Raw genomic sequence first — 16,859 nt, forward strand, 5'->3', positions numbered from 1 at the left:
TGGTTTCGGCGCTGTATCCAGGCCTCCTATCGAAAAAACAGCGTCCGTTATGCGGCCTTTATTCTGCTATCGCGCCGTCGTTAATTTGTCATGCTAGTCACCTGGCAGGTTCTTATCTCAACTAACGGCGATTAACTGGTTTTGTCCGAAGAGAGCGATGTAGAAAAAACAGAAGACCCCACACCCCATCGGCGCGAAAAAGCGCGCAAGGATGGACAGATTGCGCGCTCCAAAGAATTGGTATCGCTGATGATGCTGTTGGGAGGATGGGCTCTGCTGTGGCTAGGGGGAAGTTATGTGGCGCATTACCTGGCGGAGATGCTGCGCAACGGCCTCTATTTTGATCACCGGCTGATCAATGATCAAAATATGATGCTGCGCCAGGTGGCCAGGCTGATTACCGTCGCCGTCACGGCTCTGTTGCCGCTGATGCTGGGGTTGGTGCTGGTTGCTGCCTGCTCTCCGGCGATGCTGGGCGGCTTTCTGTTCAGCGGAAAATCGATAAAAGTCGATATCAAACGGCTGAATCCCTTTTCCGGTTTAAAGCGTATATTTTCGATGAAATTGATCTCGGAAATGCTTAAAACCATTTTCAAAGTCTGCCTGGTCGGCACGGCCTGCGGTATTTTTATCTGGCACAACTGGCCGCGGATGATGCGGCTGACTTATGAAAACCCACTGTCTGCGATGGCCGATGCCCTCTCTATCATGGCGCAATGTCTGCTGGTTATCATCCTGAGCCTGATTCCCATGGTCGCCTATGACATTGTCTACCAACTGGCCAGTAACGCAAAAAAGCTGCGCATGTCCAGGCAGGAAATTCGCGATGAACATAAGCAGCAGGACGGTGATCCGATGGTCAAAAACCGGATACGCCAGCAACAGCGCCATATGGCGCAGCAACGAATGATGGCTGATGTGCCTAAAGCCGACGTTATCGTTAATAATCCGACGCACTATTCGGTCGCGCTGAAGTATGAAGCCCATAACATGTCGGCCCCGACCATATTGGCAAAAGGCGCCGGCGTTATCGCCATGAACATTCGCGCAATCGCTGAAGAACATCGAATCCCGATGCTTGAGGCGGCCCCGCTGGCAAGGGCGCTTTACCGGCACGGTGAGATTGGTCAGCAAATCCCCACGGCGTTGTACGGTGCTGTTGCGCAGGTATTGGCCTGGGTTTACGGCTTGCGTCGCTGGCGCAAGGAAGGGGGGTTGATACCCAAAAAACCCAAGAATCTGACGGTGCCTGGCGCACTGGATTTTGCACAAGAGAGCACAAATCATGGCAAATCTGGCCACTAAACTTCGTTTACCCAACCTGAAAAAGACCCAGTGGCAGATTCTGGCGGGTCCCATCCTCATCATGATGATCCTGTCGATGATGATATTGCCGCTGCCGCCGTTTATGCTGGATCTGTTTTTCACCTTCAATATTGTATTGTCGATCATGATCCTGCTGGTAGCGATGTTTACCCAGCGCACCCTGGATTTCGCCGCCTTTCCGACCATTTTGCTGTTTTCGACCTTATTGAGATTGGCGCTTAATGTCGCGTCATCCCGTATCATTTTGCTTGAAGGGCATAATGGGGACGCGGCGGCAGGCCAGGTGATTGAAGCGTTCGGCCAGTTTCTGGTCGGCGGTAATTTTGCCATCGGTATTGTTATCTTCGCCATTCTGGTGGTGATCAACTTCATGGTCATTACCAAGGGTGCCGGGCGCATCGCCGAAGTCGGCGCCCGCTTCGTACTGGACGGCATGCCGGGCAAACAAATGGCCATCGATGCCGATCTTAACGCCGGATTGATTGGCGAAGAGGATGCCCGGCGGCGGCGTGCCGAAGTGACCCAGGAATCGGATTTTTACGGCTCTATGGACGGCGCCAGTAAATTCGTTCGCGGCGATGCCATCGCCGGCCTGCTGATCATGGCGATCAACATCATCGGCGGTTTGCTGGTGGGCGTTATCCAGCACGGCATGGAACTGGGCGCTGCCGGTGAAACCTACATGCTATTGACCATCGGCGACGGTCTGGTGGCGCAGATCCCGGCCCTGGTGATCTCCACCGCCGCCGGTGTTATCGTCACCCGAGTGGCGACCCATCAGGACGTCGGCGAACAGATGGTGACCCAGCTGTTCAACAATCCGCGGGTGATGGTGCTGTCAGCGGCGGTTATCGGCTTGCTGGGCATGGTGCCGGGCATGCCGAACGTGGTTTTCCTGCTGTTTACCGCCGCCCTGCTCGGCTGGGCCTGGAAGTTGAGGGGCAAAGAGGTGGCGACTGAGCACCAGGCGTTCACCGACGGCGATAGCGGTGCCAAGGCTGAACAGGCTGCCCATCAGGCAGCGGATGCCAACTGGTCTGATGTATTACCGGAGGACATTCTTGGCTTGGAAGTGGGCTATCGCCTTATTCCAATGGTTGACAATGATCAGAATGGCGAACTGCTGGGACGTATCCGCGGTATCCGTAAGAAATTCGCCCAGGAGATCGGGTTTCTGCCGCCAGTGGTGCATATTCGTGACAATCTGGATTTATCCCCGACCCAATACCGTATCTCCCTTAAAGGCGTTGAACTTGGCGGCGGAGAAACCCAGCCTGAAAAATGGATGGCGATAAATCCCGGCGGCGCGATTGGCGACTTGCCCGGTCAGGCCTGCCAGGAACCGGCATTCGGACTTTCAGCGGTATGGATTGATGAAGTGCTGCGCGAACAGGCGCAGACGCAGGGCTATACCGTGGTGGATGCCAGCACGGTGGTGGCTACGCATTTCAACCACCTACTGGCTCAGCATGCGGATGAAATTTTCGGTCGTGAAGAGGCCCAGCTATTGCTTGAGCATTTAGAAAAAGAGATGCCCAAGCTGACGGCGGACCTGATACCGGATACCGTCTCCCTGACCACCCTGCATAAAGTGTTACGCAACCTGTTGTCCGAACGGGTATCGATTCGTGATATGCGCACTATTCTGGAAACCCTGGCCGAATTCGCGCCGGATAAACCGGATGTGGAAGAACTGACCGTGCTGGTGCGGGTGAAGCTTGGCCGGGCGATTACCCATCATTGGTTCCCGGCTAACAGCGAGATTCAGGTGATTGGTCTGGATATTCAGCTGGACCAGATACTGATGCAGGCGGTGCAAAACGGCGGCGCCCTTGAACCTGGCATTGCCCAAAATATGCTGATCCAGACGGACCGAGCTTTGCAGCGTCAGCAGATGTTCGGCGCCCCGCCGGTACTGCTGGTAAACCCGGCGCTGCGGCCGATGCTTGCACGTTTCTTGCGACGCTCAATGCCCCATTTGGTGGTGATGTCCAATGCTGAAATTACCGATAACCGACCGATCAAAATGACCGCCACCATTGGCGGTAAACCATGAGGCCGTTGGGCGTAATGATACTGGCATTTACCTGTTGCCAACTGCTGCCGGCCGTGGGTCTGGCGGCGGCCGGTGGTTCATGGAGTGCAACCGGGCACGGCGGAGAGCTAGGAGTCGGCAACCAGGCGATGACCACTCAGCCGCTGTCGGCACCTGCCGGGCATGTCGGCGGTGCCAGGGTGGTGAGCTATAGCTGGGATGTACAGCTGTTTACCACTCCTGAGGCCTCGGTGAGGGTAGATTTGTGCAGCGCTCAGCGCTGCACCAGGCTCTCCGGTCTGTCGGGGCGCGCCAGTCATCTGGCGGGTGACGGTGCCGAGGGTCCCTTTCGTTTTATCTACCGGGTAGAAACCCACGGGCGACTGATGCCGCCGCTGCAGATTTTATCCAATCAATTGACCGTTAATTATCGCTGACGATGCCAGGTTTTAGGGCGGTGGCTGAACGCGCCTGACTGGCTTGCTGGGATAATCGCCGGCAGAGCAGGCGGCCGCCCCGGCCCAGAAGGGAGTTTAGGGCTCAGTCGCAGGGTAGGGAACAACGGCTAACGTCCGATGAGAGAGGCTTAACAGGCCGCAATGCCGGTCGACGTTACCGTCGTTCGGCAGCGTTAGACGCTGCGGCCGGCGTTACGCCGGGTAACGCCGTTGCGGGATTGGCCGTCAGCGCCATACACCATCTGCCCCATTCGGGTATTCTGCATCATACTCTGCATTTTGCGCATGAATGCCGCCTGTTTTTCCATCAGGGTACCGTTGTGGATATTCATATCGCTGAGCTTTTTAGTCAGCGTCAGAATATGCTGCCAGCGTTCAGACAAGCGACGGTCCCGATAGGGAGCCGGCTGGCTGGCCTGTTTTTCCGCCAGATGACGCTGCTCATCATAATAACTGACTGCCGCCAGTAGCTGACTCTTCTTATCGGTCACCACCTGTAGCTCGACCGGGTTGATCTGCATAACGCTGAGTAAGCGTTCCTCTTCCGCCAGCTCAATTTCCAGGCACTCCAAAGTTTGGTACAATTTTCCGAGGTTTAGGGCGATATTATCCATTATTATCCGTAGGGTTGACGCTGTTTTGACGCAGGGTTGTGACGGCTTTATTTCGCGCCAGCCAGCCAGCTGTTATCCAATAATGCCTCGGCAATTTTGCCGCAGTCGATATTGAGATCCCCTCGTTCGAGGGATGCTTTGATTGCCGCGACACGTTGTGCATTAACATCCTGGCTTTCAGCAGGATTAATCAGCCTGCTGGCGTCACTCAAGGTGACTTCAGTGCCATTGGGTTGAGTTTTCGGCACACGTTTGACCGCAGTTTCTGCGCTATTCTGCTGAGCATTAGCCAGCGTGCTGTGAGAACAACCGGCAACCGGCTGGGTAGGAAGGGTTCTTTCGATGCTCATGGCGTATCCTCGATGATGAATTAAAGCGGGTAACCCTCATATCGGTGATTCGGTCTGAAAACTTGAGTCAATTCAGAAATCAATTTTAATGCTGCCGTTGGCATCGACCCTGCCGGTCAGCAACTGACCGGCATCGGTGCGTAATCTGATGGTGTCATTGACCGCACCGTTATCCAATGCTTTACCCTGGCTGCGGACCCTAAAACCCGCGCCAATGCTGACAATCTCAACTCTGGAACCGGTGGTCACTTTCCAGGCCGTCTTTAGCTGGCTGGTGATAACCGGTTGTCCGGCGCTGAGGGTCCGCGTGGTTACGCGGCCGATAATGTTTTTATCCGCCAGAATAATACCGCCCGGCAGACCATTGAGCGGCCCTTTTTTGCGCACCACATCTGCTTTGGTCAGTAAGGTATTGGCGTTGACTGGGCGGGCAGCGGTCCAGTAAACGCCGCTCGCCTCCACAGTGATCTGAATAAACCGGCGGCGATTATCGCAGCGGGCGGCCACGCTCATTTTTCCGCTCAAGCGGCCCTGATTCTGCAGCGTCAATTCAGGCGTGGGGCAGGTGGGCAACAGATGGCTGGGCGTTATCAGGCTGACGTTAAACGTTATTCCGCTGCCCGGATGCTGCTGTTGCAGGGCCTGCTCGATGATGGCCGGTAGCGATGGGCTGGCGGCGGCGCTACCGATACTGCATCCCCATAGCCATACCAGCATAGCTGCATGCCGTTTTCTGATTGATATCAGCCCTTTCATGCCTTGACCTCCGGATAGGCAGCGAGTGTTGACTCGCTTTTTCCACTGATCACAGTCTACCCAAAAAGGCCGATCCCGAAGGGAACAAATAACCAACAAACAGGGCGTTATTCGCCTCATTACTTTTCGCGGTGTGTCACTACCATGCTAGCTCATCACTCTATCTGACAAAAACTGTCCGGAGGTACCATGCTTGACAAAATTGACCGCGATTTGCGTTTTCAGCAAGAGGCGCTGCATCTGCTGGATTCGCGGCAGAACATCCTGGCCGCCAATATTGCCAATGCTGACACCCCGGGCTACCGGGCGCGTGATATTGATTTCTCTGCGCAATTGCAGCAGGCGGTGAGCCAGGGGCGCAGTACTGCCAACGGCGTTTCATTAACCCTGACCTCCGGCCGCCATATCGCTGTCCAGCCTTTTTCGCGCATGACCAATGATGTGTTGTATCGCATTCCGGATCAGCCGTCGGCCGATGGCAATACCGTCGATATGGATCGTGAACGGGTGCAGTTTGCCGATAATAGCGTGAAATATCAGACCGGCCTCACCCTGATCAATAGCCAACTTAAAAGCATGATGACCGTGCTCTCTCAGGGGTAATACCGATGTCTCTGTTCAGTTTATTTGATATTTCTGGTTCAGCGCTCAGCGCGCAATCACAACGCCTCAACGTCAGCGCCAGCAACATGGCCAATGCCGACAGTGCGGTTGGCCCTGACGGACAACCCTATCGCGCCAAGCAGGTGGTGTTCCAGGTTAATGCTGCGCCTGGCCAGGAGATTGGCGGCGTCAAAGTGGCCCAGGTGATTGATGATCCGTCACCGGCCCGTCTGGTTTACGAGCCGGGTAATCCGCTGGCCGATGCCAAGGGCTATGTTCAGATGCCCAATGTCAATGTGGTCAGCGAAATGGTGAATACCCTTTCGGCATCACGCAGTTATCAGGCCAATGTTGAAGTGATGAATTCGGCCAAATCTTTGATGTACAAAACATTGACCATGGGTCAGTAAAGGAAAACGCGCATGTCTTTGTCTCCACTTATGGACGGCGCCGGTCAGGCCAACGGTCGGATGCCCGCCAATAGCCGCAGCGCCCCGGGACCCCAGGCCCCTGCGGCTCAGGGGCAACCCGATATACCGGCCAACAGCAGCGACGCCATCATGGATAATTTTCTCAAGATGATGATTGCCCAGATGGCCAATCAGGATCCGACCAATCCGATGAACAATAACGAATTTACCTCGCAAATAGCCCAGATAAGTACCGTCGGCGGCATTGAAAAGCTGAATAAAACCTTGGAGGGCGTGGGTAATGTTGCTGTCGGACTGCACTCCTCATCCCTGGCCCAATGGGTAGGCCGTAAGGTGCTGGTGATCGGAGATCCTAAAGTGTCGGCAGCCGGTAATGCTGAATTTGGGCTTTTTCTCAATACTGACGCCGACCAGGTGGAGGTGACCTATACCGGCAAAGACGGCAGCACCTATGTCAAAACATTGACCAACGTTAAAGCCGGCGCCAGCAAATACCATATGGACGATGTGGTGCCTGAGCCTGAGCTTGATCCGGACAAAGGGCCATTTACCGTCAGCTTTACCGCCACTAATGAAGATGGTAGCACCCCAACCATTACCGCGTTAAAGGCTGCCACCGTCGAGTCGGTGATCTTCATACCCGGCAGCTTTGGAAAATTAAATCTGGGGCTGGACGGCACCGTCGAATTTAATGAAATCGTGATGATGGAGTGATGGCGGTAATGCGGGACAATTTTTTTATCAACTACCAAGCAAAGGAATAGCGTATGAGCTTTTCACAAGGTATCAGTGGACTTAACGCGGCCTCTCAGGCGCTCGACGTAATCGGTAATAACATTGCCAACTCCCAGACCGTTGGCTTTAAATCAAGCTCGATCGCTTTCGGCGATATCTTCTCCGGCTCTCAGGTCGGCCTGGGTGTTCAGGTCGCGGGTATCAATCAGAACTTCAGCGATGCGGCGCTTACCCAAGGCTCCAGCAAGCTGGATATGGGCATTCAGGGCAATGGTTTTTTCCGCCTGGTGGACGAAGCCGGCAAAATTTCCTACAGCCGTAATGGCCAGTTCAAGCTAAATGCCGATGGTTATATCATCAATAACCAGAATGGATTCCTGACCGGCTATCAGGCCACCGGCACGCCGCCGGAAATCCAGCCTGGCGCCTCGGTAGGACCGATCCAGATCCCTAATGACACCATGCCGGCTAAAGCTACCGGCAGCGGTAAACTGGTCGGTAATCTGGACTCGGGCAGTGAAAATGTCACCGTCACGCCGTTCGATCCCGAGAATAAAGACAGCTATAGCTACAGCACTCAGGTTAACGCCTACGACAGCCTGGGCAACAAGCATGTGATCAACGTTTACTATGCCAAAACCGCTGACAACGAGTGGAAGGTATACAGCAACGATACCACTTCCCCCAAGCTGGACGGCGGCGGTAAGCCGGTGTTCCAGACCGCTGATCTAAAGTTCGACAGCAGCGGCAAAATGGTACCGGCCGATGTGAAAATCAAGGTTGAAGGCGCCGGCTATAAAGGCGGCGAAGCCCTGGACTTTGAGCTTGACCTGGCCGGCACCAGCCAGCAGGCGGCCGATAACGAAACCAATACCGCCTCGACCGATGGCTACAGCACCGGCAGCATGAACGGCTACAAGGTCAGCGGTAATGGCCAGGTGGTCGCCAGCTATTCCAACGGTAAAGAACAACTGATTGCCCAAGTGGTGCTGGCGAACTTCACCAACCCGGGCGGCCTGTCATCCAAAGGCGACAACAGCTGGACTGAAACCGCCGAGTCAGGGCAGCCGGTCCTGGGGACCTCTAACTCCGGCACCCTCGGTTCGCTTTCCGGCGGAAAGCTTGAAATGTCCAACGTGGACCTGGCGCAAGAAATGGTCAACATGATTGTCTTCCAGCGCAATTATCAATCCAACTCCCAGACGATTAAAACGCAGGATCAATTGCTGCAAACCCTCGTCAGCCTACGTTAACGGTAAAACGCTATGGATCGTGCAATTTATACCGCCATGGGGGCGGCCAGCGCCGCCCTCAACCAGCAGGCGGTCACTTCCAATAACCTGGCTAATGTGTCGACCCCTGGATTTCGCGGTCAGTTGGCAATGTTCCGCGCCGTCCCGGTGGAAGGGCCATCGATGGATACCCGTACGCTGGTGACCGCGTCAACGCCGGGCAACGATTTTACCGCCGGGCCGATTCAAATGACCGATCGGCCGCTGGATGTGGCGTTGGGGCAAGACAGTTGGCTGGCGGTGCAATTGCCCGATGGTCAGGAAGTCTACACCCGCAACGGCAGCATCCAGGTGGATCAAGCCGGGCAACTGCGTATTCAGGGGTTGGAGCTGGTCGGGGAAAGCGGCCCGATGACGGTGCCGACCGATGCCCTGTTGACCATCGGATCTAACGGGACCGTTTCATCGTTGGGGGTAGGCGATAACCCTACCGCTATCGCACCGGTAGGGCGCATCAAAATGGTCAACGTGCCCCCCGGCGAGCTTGAACACCGGGACGATGGCTTCTTCCAGCTTACCGCCAACGCGCGGGCGGCCCGTGGGCCAGTGTTAGCCGCTGATCCGAGCATCAATCTGGTGCCGGGCGCGATCGAAGGCAGCAATGTCAGCCCGGTGAAGGCGCTGGCATCGATGATTACCAATGCCCGCAGCTTTGAAATGCAGATGAAAGTCATCAGTGACGTGAATGAAAACGCCCGTTCGGCTAACCAGTTATTAAGTCTCAGCTAAGGCTGACAAGGAGAATACATCATGTTCCGTTCGTTATGGATTGCCAAAAGCGGGCTTGAGGCTCAGCAAACCAACATGGATGTGATTTCGAACAATCTGGCAAACGTCGCGACCAGTGGATTCAAGCGCCAGCGAGCCGTGTTTGAGGACTTGATGTATCAAACGTTGCGCCAGCCGGGCGCGCAGTCCTCCGAACAGACCACTATTCCGTCCGGCCTGCAGCTTGGCACCGGAACCCGGTTGGTGTCGACGGAGAGGATCCACAGCCAGGGCGGTTTTGAAAAGACCGACAACACCACCGATGTGGCGATTGAAGGTCAGGGGTTTTTTCAGGTGCTGTTGCCTGACGGAACCACCGGCTATACCCGGGACGGTTCATTCCAGCCTGATGCCAATGGCCAACTGGTCACCTCCAATGGCTACCAGCTGCAGCCGGCGATTATCGTGCCGCAAGACGCCACCAGTATGACCATCGGCAAGGACGGCACGGTCTCGGTCAAAATAGCCGGTAACACGCTGCCGCAACAGGCCGGACAGATTACCCTGGCAACCTTTATCAATGATTCAGGACTGGAAAGCCTCGGCGAGAACCTGTACCGGGAAACCCAGTCATCCGGCGCGCCCAATGATAATACCCCCGGATTGAACGGGGCGGGTTCACTGAAGCAGGGCTATAAGGAAACCTCCAACGTCAATGTCGCTGAAGAACTGGTGAAAATGATACAAACGCAGCGCGCGTATGAACTCAACAGTAAAGCCGTTACCACGGTGGACCAGATGTTAGCGCGCTTGGCCCAGATCTGATTATTCATCATTGTAACGGCATGACTCGGCCCCGGGCTGAGTCATGCCCTCACCGTTTCGAGTCACAGTAATGGAAAATATGATAAAGCCTTATCCGGTGCTGCCTGCGCCGAGCCGCGTATCCTTTCTGCGCCCAGTTCATCCGGGCCTGAGTCTTGCCAGGGTGGGTATGCTGGCGTTATTGCTCAGCGGTTGCAGTGCGCCGCCGCCGCCGATGCTGGTGGAAGGCACCACCACCGCCATGCCGGCGCCGCCGATGCCTGCCAGGGTCAATGGCTCGGTTTTTCAATCCGGCCAGGCGATGAATTATGGCTATCAGCCGATGTTTGAGGACCGCCGGCCGAGGAATGTCGGCGATACGCTGACCATTCTGCTGCAGGAAAACGTCAGCGCCAGCAAGAGTTCGTCGGCCAATGCCTCGCGCGATGGCGGCGTCGGCATGTCGGTGGATGCGGTACCCAGCATGCTGTCAGGCCTGTTGGGCGGCGACCGGGTCACTACCGATGTCAAGGGCAATAATTCCTTTGGCGGCAAAGGCGGGGCGGCGGCAAAAAATACCTTTAGCGGCACCATTACCGTGACGGTAAATGACGTACTGGCTAACGGTAACCTGCGGGTCATCGGCGAAAAACAAATCGCCATCAATCAGGGCACTGAATTTATCCGTTTTACCGGCATCGTCAACCCTCGCACCATCAGCGGCAGCAACACCGTGGTCTCAACTCAGGTTTCGGATGCGCGGATTGAATATGTCGGCAATGGCTATATCAATGAAGCGCAGCAGATGGGTTGGCTACAGCGTTTCTTCCTTAAATTTTCACCGTTCTGAGTAACTAAAATGAAACTTTCTGTTCTTGTCCGCCGCCTGTTAACGCTGTGTGCAGTGTACGGCCTGTTATTCTCGTCGGTGAGTCAGGCGGAACGCATTCGTGATCTTACCTCGGTGCAAGGGGTGCGTGATAACGCCCTGATAGGTTATGGGCTGGTGGTGGGTCTTGACGGCACCGGCGATCAAACTATGCAGACGCCCTTTACCCTCCAGAGTATGAGTAATATGTTATCTCAGCTCGGCATTACCGTGCCGCCGGGCACCAACATGCAAATCAAAAATGTGGCGGCGGTGATGGTGACTGCGCAACTGCCGCCGTTTGCCCGCGTCGGTCAGAAAGTGGATGTGGTGGTGTCTTCCCTGGGCAATGCGAAAAGCCTGCGTGGCGGGACATTGCTGATGACGCCGCTGAAGGGCGTGGATAACCAGGTCTATGCCCTGGCCCAGGGGAATATCCTGATTTCAGGTTCGGGGGCCCAGGCGGGCGGCAACCGGGTACAGGTCAACCATCTTAACGGCGGGCGAGTCAGCGGCGGTGGGGTTATCGAGCGTGAGGTGCCGATCGATTTTGCCAAGGGCACCTTTATCAATCTGCAGCTTAACAATGACGATTTTTCCCTGGCCCAGCAAATCAGCGACACCATCAATGGCCGTTTGGGCCGCGGCACCGCGATGGCGCTGGATGGGCGGACGGTTCAGGTCGCAGTGCCGGGCAGCGGGCCGGGCAAGGTCAAATTTCTGGCCAATGTACAGAATATGTCGCTCAAGCTAGGCCCTGCCGATGCGCGGGTTATCATCAACTCCCGCACCGGGTCGGTGGTGATGAACCAGTTTGTTGCACTGGGATCCTGTGCGGTGGCCCATGGCGATTTAACCGTCGAAGTGAATCACCGGCTGCAGGTCAGTCAGCCCGATACGCCGTTAGGCGGTGGTCAGACAGTGGTGGTACCGCAAACCGATATCTCGATGTCCAATGAAGGCGGCGCGCTGCAGCAGGTGCATGCCGGTACCGATCTTAACAGCGTGGTTCGCGCCTTGAACAGCATCGGTGCCACGCCTAATGACCTGATGGCGATCCTGCAATCGATGCAAAGTGCCGGTTGTCTGAATGCAAAATTGGAAATCAACTGATGAACAATAGCCGGATGGGATTATCTGCTGCGTTTGACATGCCTTCGATGGCGGCGCTGAAGCGGTCCCCTCAGGGGGGGCTGCTGGCCGCCGCCAGACAAATAGAGGGGCTGTTTCTTAATGAAGTGCTGAAAAACATTTCCCAGGGCGGCATTTTCGACAGTGAGCAAAGTAAGCTCTATACCTCGATGTATCATCAGCAACTGTCGGAAAACCTGACCGCCAAGGGCATGTTCGGCCTGGCCGATATGATGGTCAAACAATTGGGCGGCGAGCCGGAGGCCGGCCGGGCCAAAGACCCGACGCCGCTGCTGCCGATGGGGGCGGCGGCTAATCCGCTGCCGCAATCGCTCAGTCTGCTGATGCAGCGCGCTTTCCCTGACCAGGACACTCAGCGCCAGCCCTCCCGCTCTACCGGACCGGTTATGCATAACGCCGGCTTTATTTCCCGCCTGGCCGGGCCGGCGCAGCGGGCGGCCCGCGAAAGCGGGCTGCCTTACCACCTTATTATGGCTCAGGCGGCGCTGGAGTCCGGCTGGGGCACGCGGGAGATCCAGACCAGTGATGGCAAGCCCAGCCATAATCTGTTTGGTATCAAAGCCGGCGAGAGCTGGAAGGGCGAATCGACCACTATCACCACCACTGAGTATTTTGAAGGTATCGCCCGGAAAGTGACCGCCACCTTTCGGGTGTATGCCTCCTATGCCGATGCGTTGCGTGATTATACCGGCCTGCTGGTCAATAACCCCCGCTACCGGCAAGTGGCGGCGGTCAAAACCCCCGAACAGGGTGCCCATGCGCTGCAGGCCGCCGGCTATGCCACCGATCCGCATTATGCGCAGAAACTGGTCAATATCATTGGTCAGATGAAGTCGCTGGGCCAGCGCGTGGCCAGCGCCTATCAGACTGATTTAGGATCACTTTTCTAGCCTGTTTGCCTGCAGTTTTCGTCGTCGGGGCCGATAACCTCTATAGGTTTTATCATGCCTGTATCCGGGAAACCCCCGCTGTATCGGCCGCGACAATCAACAACAGCAGGTAACAATGAATAATTTAATGAATATTGCCCGTGGCGGGCTAAGTGCTGCACAGCTGGGCATCGGCGTCACCGGTAACAACATGGCTAACGCGTTCACCGAAGGCTATAACCGTCGTACTATCGTCTTTGGCGAAGCCGGCGGTCGCGCCAACAGTTATGGTTTTCTCGGCTACGGCGTGCAGGTAAATGATATTAACCGCGCCTATGACAGCTTTATCACCAACCAACTGCATGCTGAGGCCAAAGGCTATGCGGCGCTCCACGGACGGGCAGAGCAGTTAGGTCAGATTGACAAGCTGTTTGGCGATACCGATAACAACCTGGGCACCACACTCGATGATCTGTTCAAAGGCTTTGAGGGCATCAGTAAGGATTCCAGCGACCTGGCCGCCCGCCAGAATGTGCTCAGTACGCTTAAATCGCTGAGCAGCCAATTCCGCACTAGCAGCAACACCCTTAATAATCTGGAAAAAAACACCGACGACAAGATTAAGCGGTCGGTTGATGAAGTCAACACCATCGCCAGGCAGCTGGCCGATCTGAATAAAGAAATAAGCAAAATCACCGCGCGTGAAGGCAAGCCGCCAGCTGACCTGCTTGACCGTCGAGATGTGCTGCTGAGTGAAATCAACCAGCATATCGGCGTTAAAGTCAGGCCTAATACTGACGGCAGCGTGGATGTGACCTTCGGTAACGGCATGACCCTGGTGTCAGGCGACAAAGCCAATAGCCTGAAACTCACTGCCTCGGCGGCAAACCCCGCCCAGTCAACCGTCTCTTATATTGATGCCGCCGGTAATGAAGTGGCATTGGACGAGAGCAAATTAACCAAAGGCGTATTGGGCGGACTATTCAAATTCCGTAATGAAGATCTGGCCGAGTCGCGTAATCAGCTCAATCAGCTCGCGCTGAAAATGGCTGACCGATTCAATGAAGCCAACCGGGCCGGTTTTGATCTGGACGGCAATCCTGGTGAGAACCTGTTCGATTTCGACATCGCCAAGGCGGTCAATAATCGCAACAATACCGGCTCAGCCGCCCTGGCGCTGAGCTATGACAGCATGAAGGATATCAAGGCGCAGGACTACACCATGACCTTCAGCGGCGGCAACTGGCAGGTTACCCGCACCGCCGATGGCGTCAGCGTGCCGGCGACGGTCAATCCGGATGGTTCGCTGTCATTCGACGGCATAACGGTCGGGGTTACCGGCACCGCCGCTGAGGGTGACAGCTTTCAACTTAATCCGACCCGCGGCATCGCCGACACCTTATCGGTCAGTATCGATAAAGCCGAGCAGATCGCTGCCGCTGACAAGCCAGGCGAAGTCGGCAATAACGAAAATATCAAGAAGATGATCGGCATCAAAGATGAAAAGCTGATCGGCAATGCCACGTTAAATGACGCTTATGCCTCCCTGGTCAGCAGTGTCGGCGCCGCCAATAAAAATCTCGACGGTGAGCTTAAAACCAGCGGGGCTATCGTTAAAGATCTTGTGAACCAGCAACAAAGCGTCAGCGGCGTTGATGTGAACGAAGAATTCGTCAACCTGCAGATGTATCAGCAATTCTATCAGGCCAACGCTCAGGTGCTGCAAACCGCCAACACCTTGTTTGATACGCTGCTAAGGACCGTGGGATAAGGCCATTAGGCTCGGTTCCATACCCATAAATCAACGCTAAGAGAGAGAATCCATGCGCGTAAGTACTAGCATGATGTACCAGCAGCACTCATCCAATATTACCCAGTCTAACAGCAATTATAATGACCGGGCGACCAGGTTAGCCTCACAAAGAAGTCATCTGCTGCCGTCGGATGATCCGTTTGCCGCCTCTCAGGCGGTCAAAACGCAGCACGAACTGGCGCGCAATGAGCAATACGCCTCGGCCCGTGACAATGCGATAGGCGCGCTCGGCCTTGAAGATAATGCCCTGAGCGATATTTTTGATGCCATTCAGACGGCAAAAACCAAAATAGTCCAGGCTGGTGATGGCGCGTTATCCAACGAAGACCGTGCATCTCTGGCGCTGGAACTTGAAAGCCTGCGTGAACGCTTATACTCGCTGGGCAATACCCGCGACAGCGCCGGCAACTATATCTTCGCCGGCACCAAAACCGATGCCCCGCCGTTTGTCAAGAATAACGGGGTAATCACCTATCAGGGCAGTGACGCGGCCATCAGTCAGAAGGTCGGTGAAAGCCGGGATATGGCGGTTGGCCATATCGGCAGTGAGGTGTTCAGTAGCGGCGGCCATGATATTTTTGCTTCGCTGGACAACGCGATCACCGCCCTTAGAACGCCGGTCAATACCGATGATGAACGGGAAGCCTTGAGGCAGGTGCTTGATGGCGCCAATATCACCATGAAGGCGATGATCAATCAGGGCGGCCGGATCCAGTCAGAGGTCGGCACCAACCTGCGCGAGCTGGATATGCTGGAAAGCAGCGGCGCCAAGCAGCAGATCGACCTGACCGATAAATTCCAAAAGTATGTCGGCAGCGACAGTGACTCGCTGGTGACGATGATTGGCCAGAGTAAAATGGCCGAAGTCGCGGTGCAGATTTCGATGAGCACCTTTCAGACCATGCAGAGCCTGTCGCTGTTCAATCTGATCCGCTGATTACCCCACTCCTCGCGTTTCAACCGGCAACTGAGGTTGCCGGTTTTTTTTGGCTTATCTCAGCTGGGCAAAAATGCCGGTCAAACGATGAAAGACATCGGTCATCAGATGTTCAGTGAACGGTGCCAGCAAGTGCATCAAAAAAGTCAGCGCCAGCATACCGATGGTCAGGGTCAGCGGAAAACCAATGACAAATATGGAGAATTGCGGCGTCAGCCGGTTAAGAATGCCCAAACTGATATTCAGCGCCAGCAGCAGGGTAATCAGCGGCAGGCCCAGCATCAGCCCATTCGAAAACACCAGACCCGCGGTCTGCAGTATCGCCATAAACCCATTGCCGTTCAACGGTTGAGTACTTATCGGCAACGCCTGAAAGCTGTCGGCCAGAATGGAAATAAGCCAAAGATGGCCATTGAACGATAAAAACAGCAGCATGCACATCAGGTTAAGAATACGGGCGATCATTGGCGTATTCGGCCCGCCGAACGGGTCGAAAAAGGTGGCGAACGACAGGCCCATTTGCAGGCCGATCACTTCGCCGGCAAGCCTCACCGCCACAAACACCAACTGGGCGCTGATGCCGATGGCCGAACCGATCAATACCTGCTGCAATATCAGCCAGATACCGCCGGCCGAACCCGGTGAAACCGCCACCTCCGGTAAGGTAGGGCCAAGCAGAAATGCGATCAATAGCGCCAGTCCCACTTTGACCTTACGGCTTATCACCTTTTCACTGAGAATGGGCGCGGTGCCGATCACCGCCAGGATACGTACCGCTGGCCAGAAATGATGGCTGACCAGCGCCTGCAGCTGGGTGGTATCAAAACTTATCATAATCAGCCAATGAGGGTGGGCAGGCTACTGAACAATGTTCGCATGTAATCGAGCAACAGGCTAAGCATCCAGGGCCCTGCCAGGACCAGGGTGGTGACCACAGCGAGAATTTTGGGAATGAAAGACAATGTCATTTCATTAATTTGGGTGGCAGCCTGTAATAAACTGACGATAAGGCCAGTAAATAGCGCGGCCAACAGTAATGGGGCCGCCAGGGCCAACCCCACCTTCATCGCCTGAAAGCCCAACGTCATGACCGTTTCCGGTGTCATCG

At 55.4% G+C, this 16,859-nt stretch carries 19 protein-coding genes; 14 read left to right on the forward strand and 5 right to left on the reverse strand.

Annotated features, from left to right (window positions below; all coding sequences use genetic code 11):
* The first annotated feature begins 141 nt into the window (after positions 1-141).
* From flhB to EDC52_RS12360, 3 genes are read left to right on the forward strand one after another with little or no spacing between them, the layout of a single operon-like run.
* Positions 142-1,305, forward strand: a complete 1,164-nt coding sequence (gene flhB, locus EDC52_RS12350; protein WP_131865637.1) for a flagellar biosynthesis protein FlhB — start codon at positions 142-144, stop codon at positions 1,303-1,305.
* Complete coding sequence (flhA, locus tag EDC52_RS12355) at positions 1,286-3,382, forward strand: flagellar biosynthesis protein FlhA (RefSeq protein ID WP_131865638.1); 2,097 nt, start codon at positions 1,286-1,288, stop codon at positions 3,380-3,382. The genes flhB and flhA overlap by 20 nt, the downstream gene beginning before the upstream one ends.
* A gap of 14 nt (positions 3,383-3,396) precedes the next feature.
* Positions 3,397-3,798 (forward strand): flagellar protein FlhE, encoded by a 402-nt coding sequence (locus EDC52_RS12360; protein WP_165911708.1) that lies wholly within the window; start codon positions 3,397-3,399, stop codon positions 3,796-3,798.
* Between the two features lie 194 nt (positions 3,799-3,992).
* On the opposite strand, the gene EDC52_RS12365 is transcribed toward EDC52_RS12360, so the two are convergent.
* The 3 genes from EDC52_RS12365 to flgA form a co-directional block, all read right to left on the reverse strand.
* Positions 3,993-4,433, reverse strand: coding sequence for a flagella synthesis protein FlgN (locus EDC52_RS12365; protein WP_131865640.1), 441 nt, complete (start codon positions 4,431-4,433; stop codon positions 3,993-3,995).
* Positions 4,434-4,480: 47 nt separating this feature from the next.
* Complete coding sequence (flgM, locus tag EDC52_RS12370) at positions 4,481-4,783, reverse strand: flagellar biosynthesis anti-sigma factor FlgM (protein ID WP_131865641.1); 303 nt, start codon at positions 4,781-4,783, stop codon at positions 4,481-4,483.
* 72 nt (positions 4,784-4,855) lie between these two features.
* Positions 4,856-5,539: a flagellar basal body P-ring formation chaperone FlgA gene (gene flgA, locus EDC52_RS12375; protein WP_165911709.1), complete on the reverse strand. Its 684-nt coding sequence runs from the start codon at positions 5,537-5,539 to the stop codon at positions 4,856-4,858.
* 189 nt (positions 5,540-5,728) lie between these two features.
* On the opposite strand from flgA, the gene flgB reads away from it, so the two are divergent.
* The 11 genes from flgB (at position 5,729) to flgL (ending at position 15,751) form a co-directional block, all read left to right on the forward strand.
* Entirely contained in the window at positions 5,729-6,142 is a 414-nt protein-coding gene (flgB, locus tag EDC52_RS12380) for a flagellar basal body rod protein FlgB (protein WP_131865643.1), read from the forward strand.
* A gap of 5 nt (positions 6,143-6,147) precedes the next feature.
* A complete protein-coding gene (gene flgC / locus EDC52_RS12385; protein WP_131865644.1) occupies positions 6,148-6,552 on the forward strand; it encodes a flagellar basal body rod protein FlgC in 405 nt (134 codons plus the stop codon).
* Between the two features lie 12 nt (positions 6,553-6,564).
* Entirely contained in the window at positions 6,565-7,287 is a 723-nt protein-coding gene (locus EDC52_RS12390) for a flagellar hook assembly protein FlgD (protein WP_131865645.1), read from the forward strand.
* A 53-nt stretch (positions 7,288-7,340) separates the two neighbouring features.
* Positions 7,341-8,561, forward strand: a complete 1,221-nt coding sequence (flgE, locus tag EDC52_RS12395) for a flagellar hook protein FlgE (RefSeq protein ID WP_131865646.1) — start codon at positions 7,341-7,343, stop codon at positions 8,559-8,561.
* 12 nt (positions 8,562-8,573) lie between these two features.
* Entirely contained in the window at positions 8,574-9,329 is a 756-nt protein-coding gene (locus tag EDC52_RS12400; protein WP_131865647.1) for a flagellar basal body rod protein FlgF, read from the forward strand.
* A gap of 21 nt (positions 9,330-9,350) precedes the next feature.
* A complete protein-coding gene (gene flgG, locus EDC52_RS12405; RefSeq protein ID WP_131865648.1) occupies positions 9,351-10,133 on the forward strand; it encodes a flagellar basal-body rod protein FlgG in 783 nt (260 codons plus the stop codon).
* Positions 10,134-10,302: 169 nt separating this feature from the next.
* On the forward strand, positions 10,303-10,962 hold the full coding sequence (locus EDC52_RS12410) for a flagellar basal body L-ring protein FlgH (protein WP_230468038.1): 660 nt from the start codon (positions 10,303-10,305) through the stop codon (positions 10,960-10,962).
* A gap of 9 nt (positions 10,963-10,971) precedes the next feature.
* Entirely contained in the window at positions 10,972-12,093 is a 1,122-nt protein-coding gene (locus EDC52_RS12415; RefSeq protein ID WP_131865650.1) for a flagellar basal body P-ring protein FlgI, read from the forward strand.
* Positions 12,093-13,022 carry a flagellar assembly peptidoglycan hydrolase FlgJ gene (flgJ, locus tag EDC52_RS12420; RefSeq protein WP_131865651.1) on the forward strand — a complete coding sequence of 310 codons (930 nt, stop codon included), beginning with the start codon at positions 12,093-12,095 and terminating at the stop codon, positions 13,020-13,022. Before EDC52_RS12415 ends, flgJ begins: the two co-directional genes overlap by 1 nt.
* A 115-nt stretch (positions 13,023-13,137) precedes the next feature.
* Complete coding sequence (flgK, locus tag EDC52_RS12425) at positions 13,138-14,772, forward strand: flagellar hook-associated protein FlgK (RefSeq protein WP_131865652.1); 1,635 nt, start codon at positions 13,138-13,140, stop codon at positions 14,770-14,772.
* Between the two features lie 52 nt (positions 14,773-14,824).
* A complete protein-coding gene (gene flgL / locus EDC52_RS12430) occupies positions 14,825-15,751 on the forward strand; it encodes a flagellar hook-associated protein FlgL (RefSeq protein WP_131865653.1) in 927 nt (308 codons plus the stop codon).
* Positions 15,752-15,805: 54 nt separating this feature from the next.
* Here flgL and fliR read toward each other — a convergent pair whose 3' ends face one another.
* Positions 15,806-16,585 (reverse strand): flagellar biosynthetic protein FliR, encoded by a 780-nt coding sequence (fliR, locus tag EDC52_RS12435; RefSeq protein WP_131865654.1) that lies wholly within the window; start codon positions 16,583-16,585, stop codon positions 15,806-15,808.
* 2 nt (positions 16,586-16,587) lie between these two features.
* Positions 16,588-16,857 (reverse strand): flagellar biosynthesis protein FliQ, encoded by a 270-nt coding sequence (gene fliQ, locus EDC52_RS12440; protein ID WP_131865655.1) that lies wholly within the window; start codon positions 16,855-16,857, stop codon positions 16,588-16,590.
* Between the last annotated feature and the right edge of the window lie 2 nt (positions 16,858-16,859).

This window comes from Biostraticola tofi, assembly GCF_004343195.1.
Taxonomy (GTDB): Bacteria; Pseudomonadota; Gammaproteobacteria; order Enterobacterales; family Enterobacteriaceae; genus Biostraticola; species Biostraticola tofi.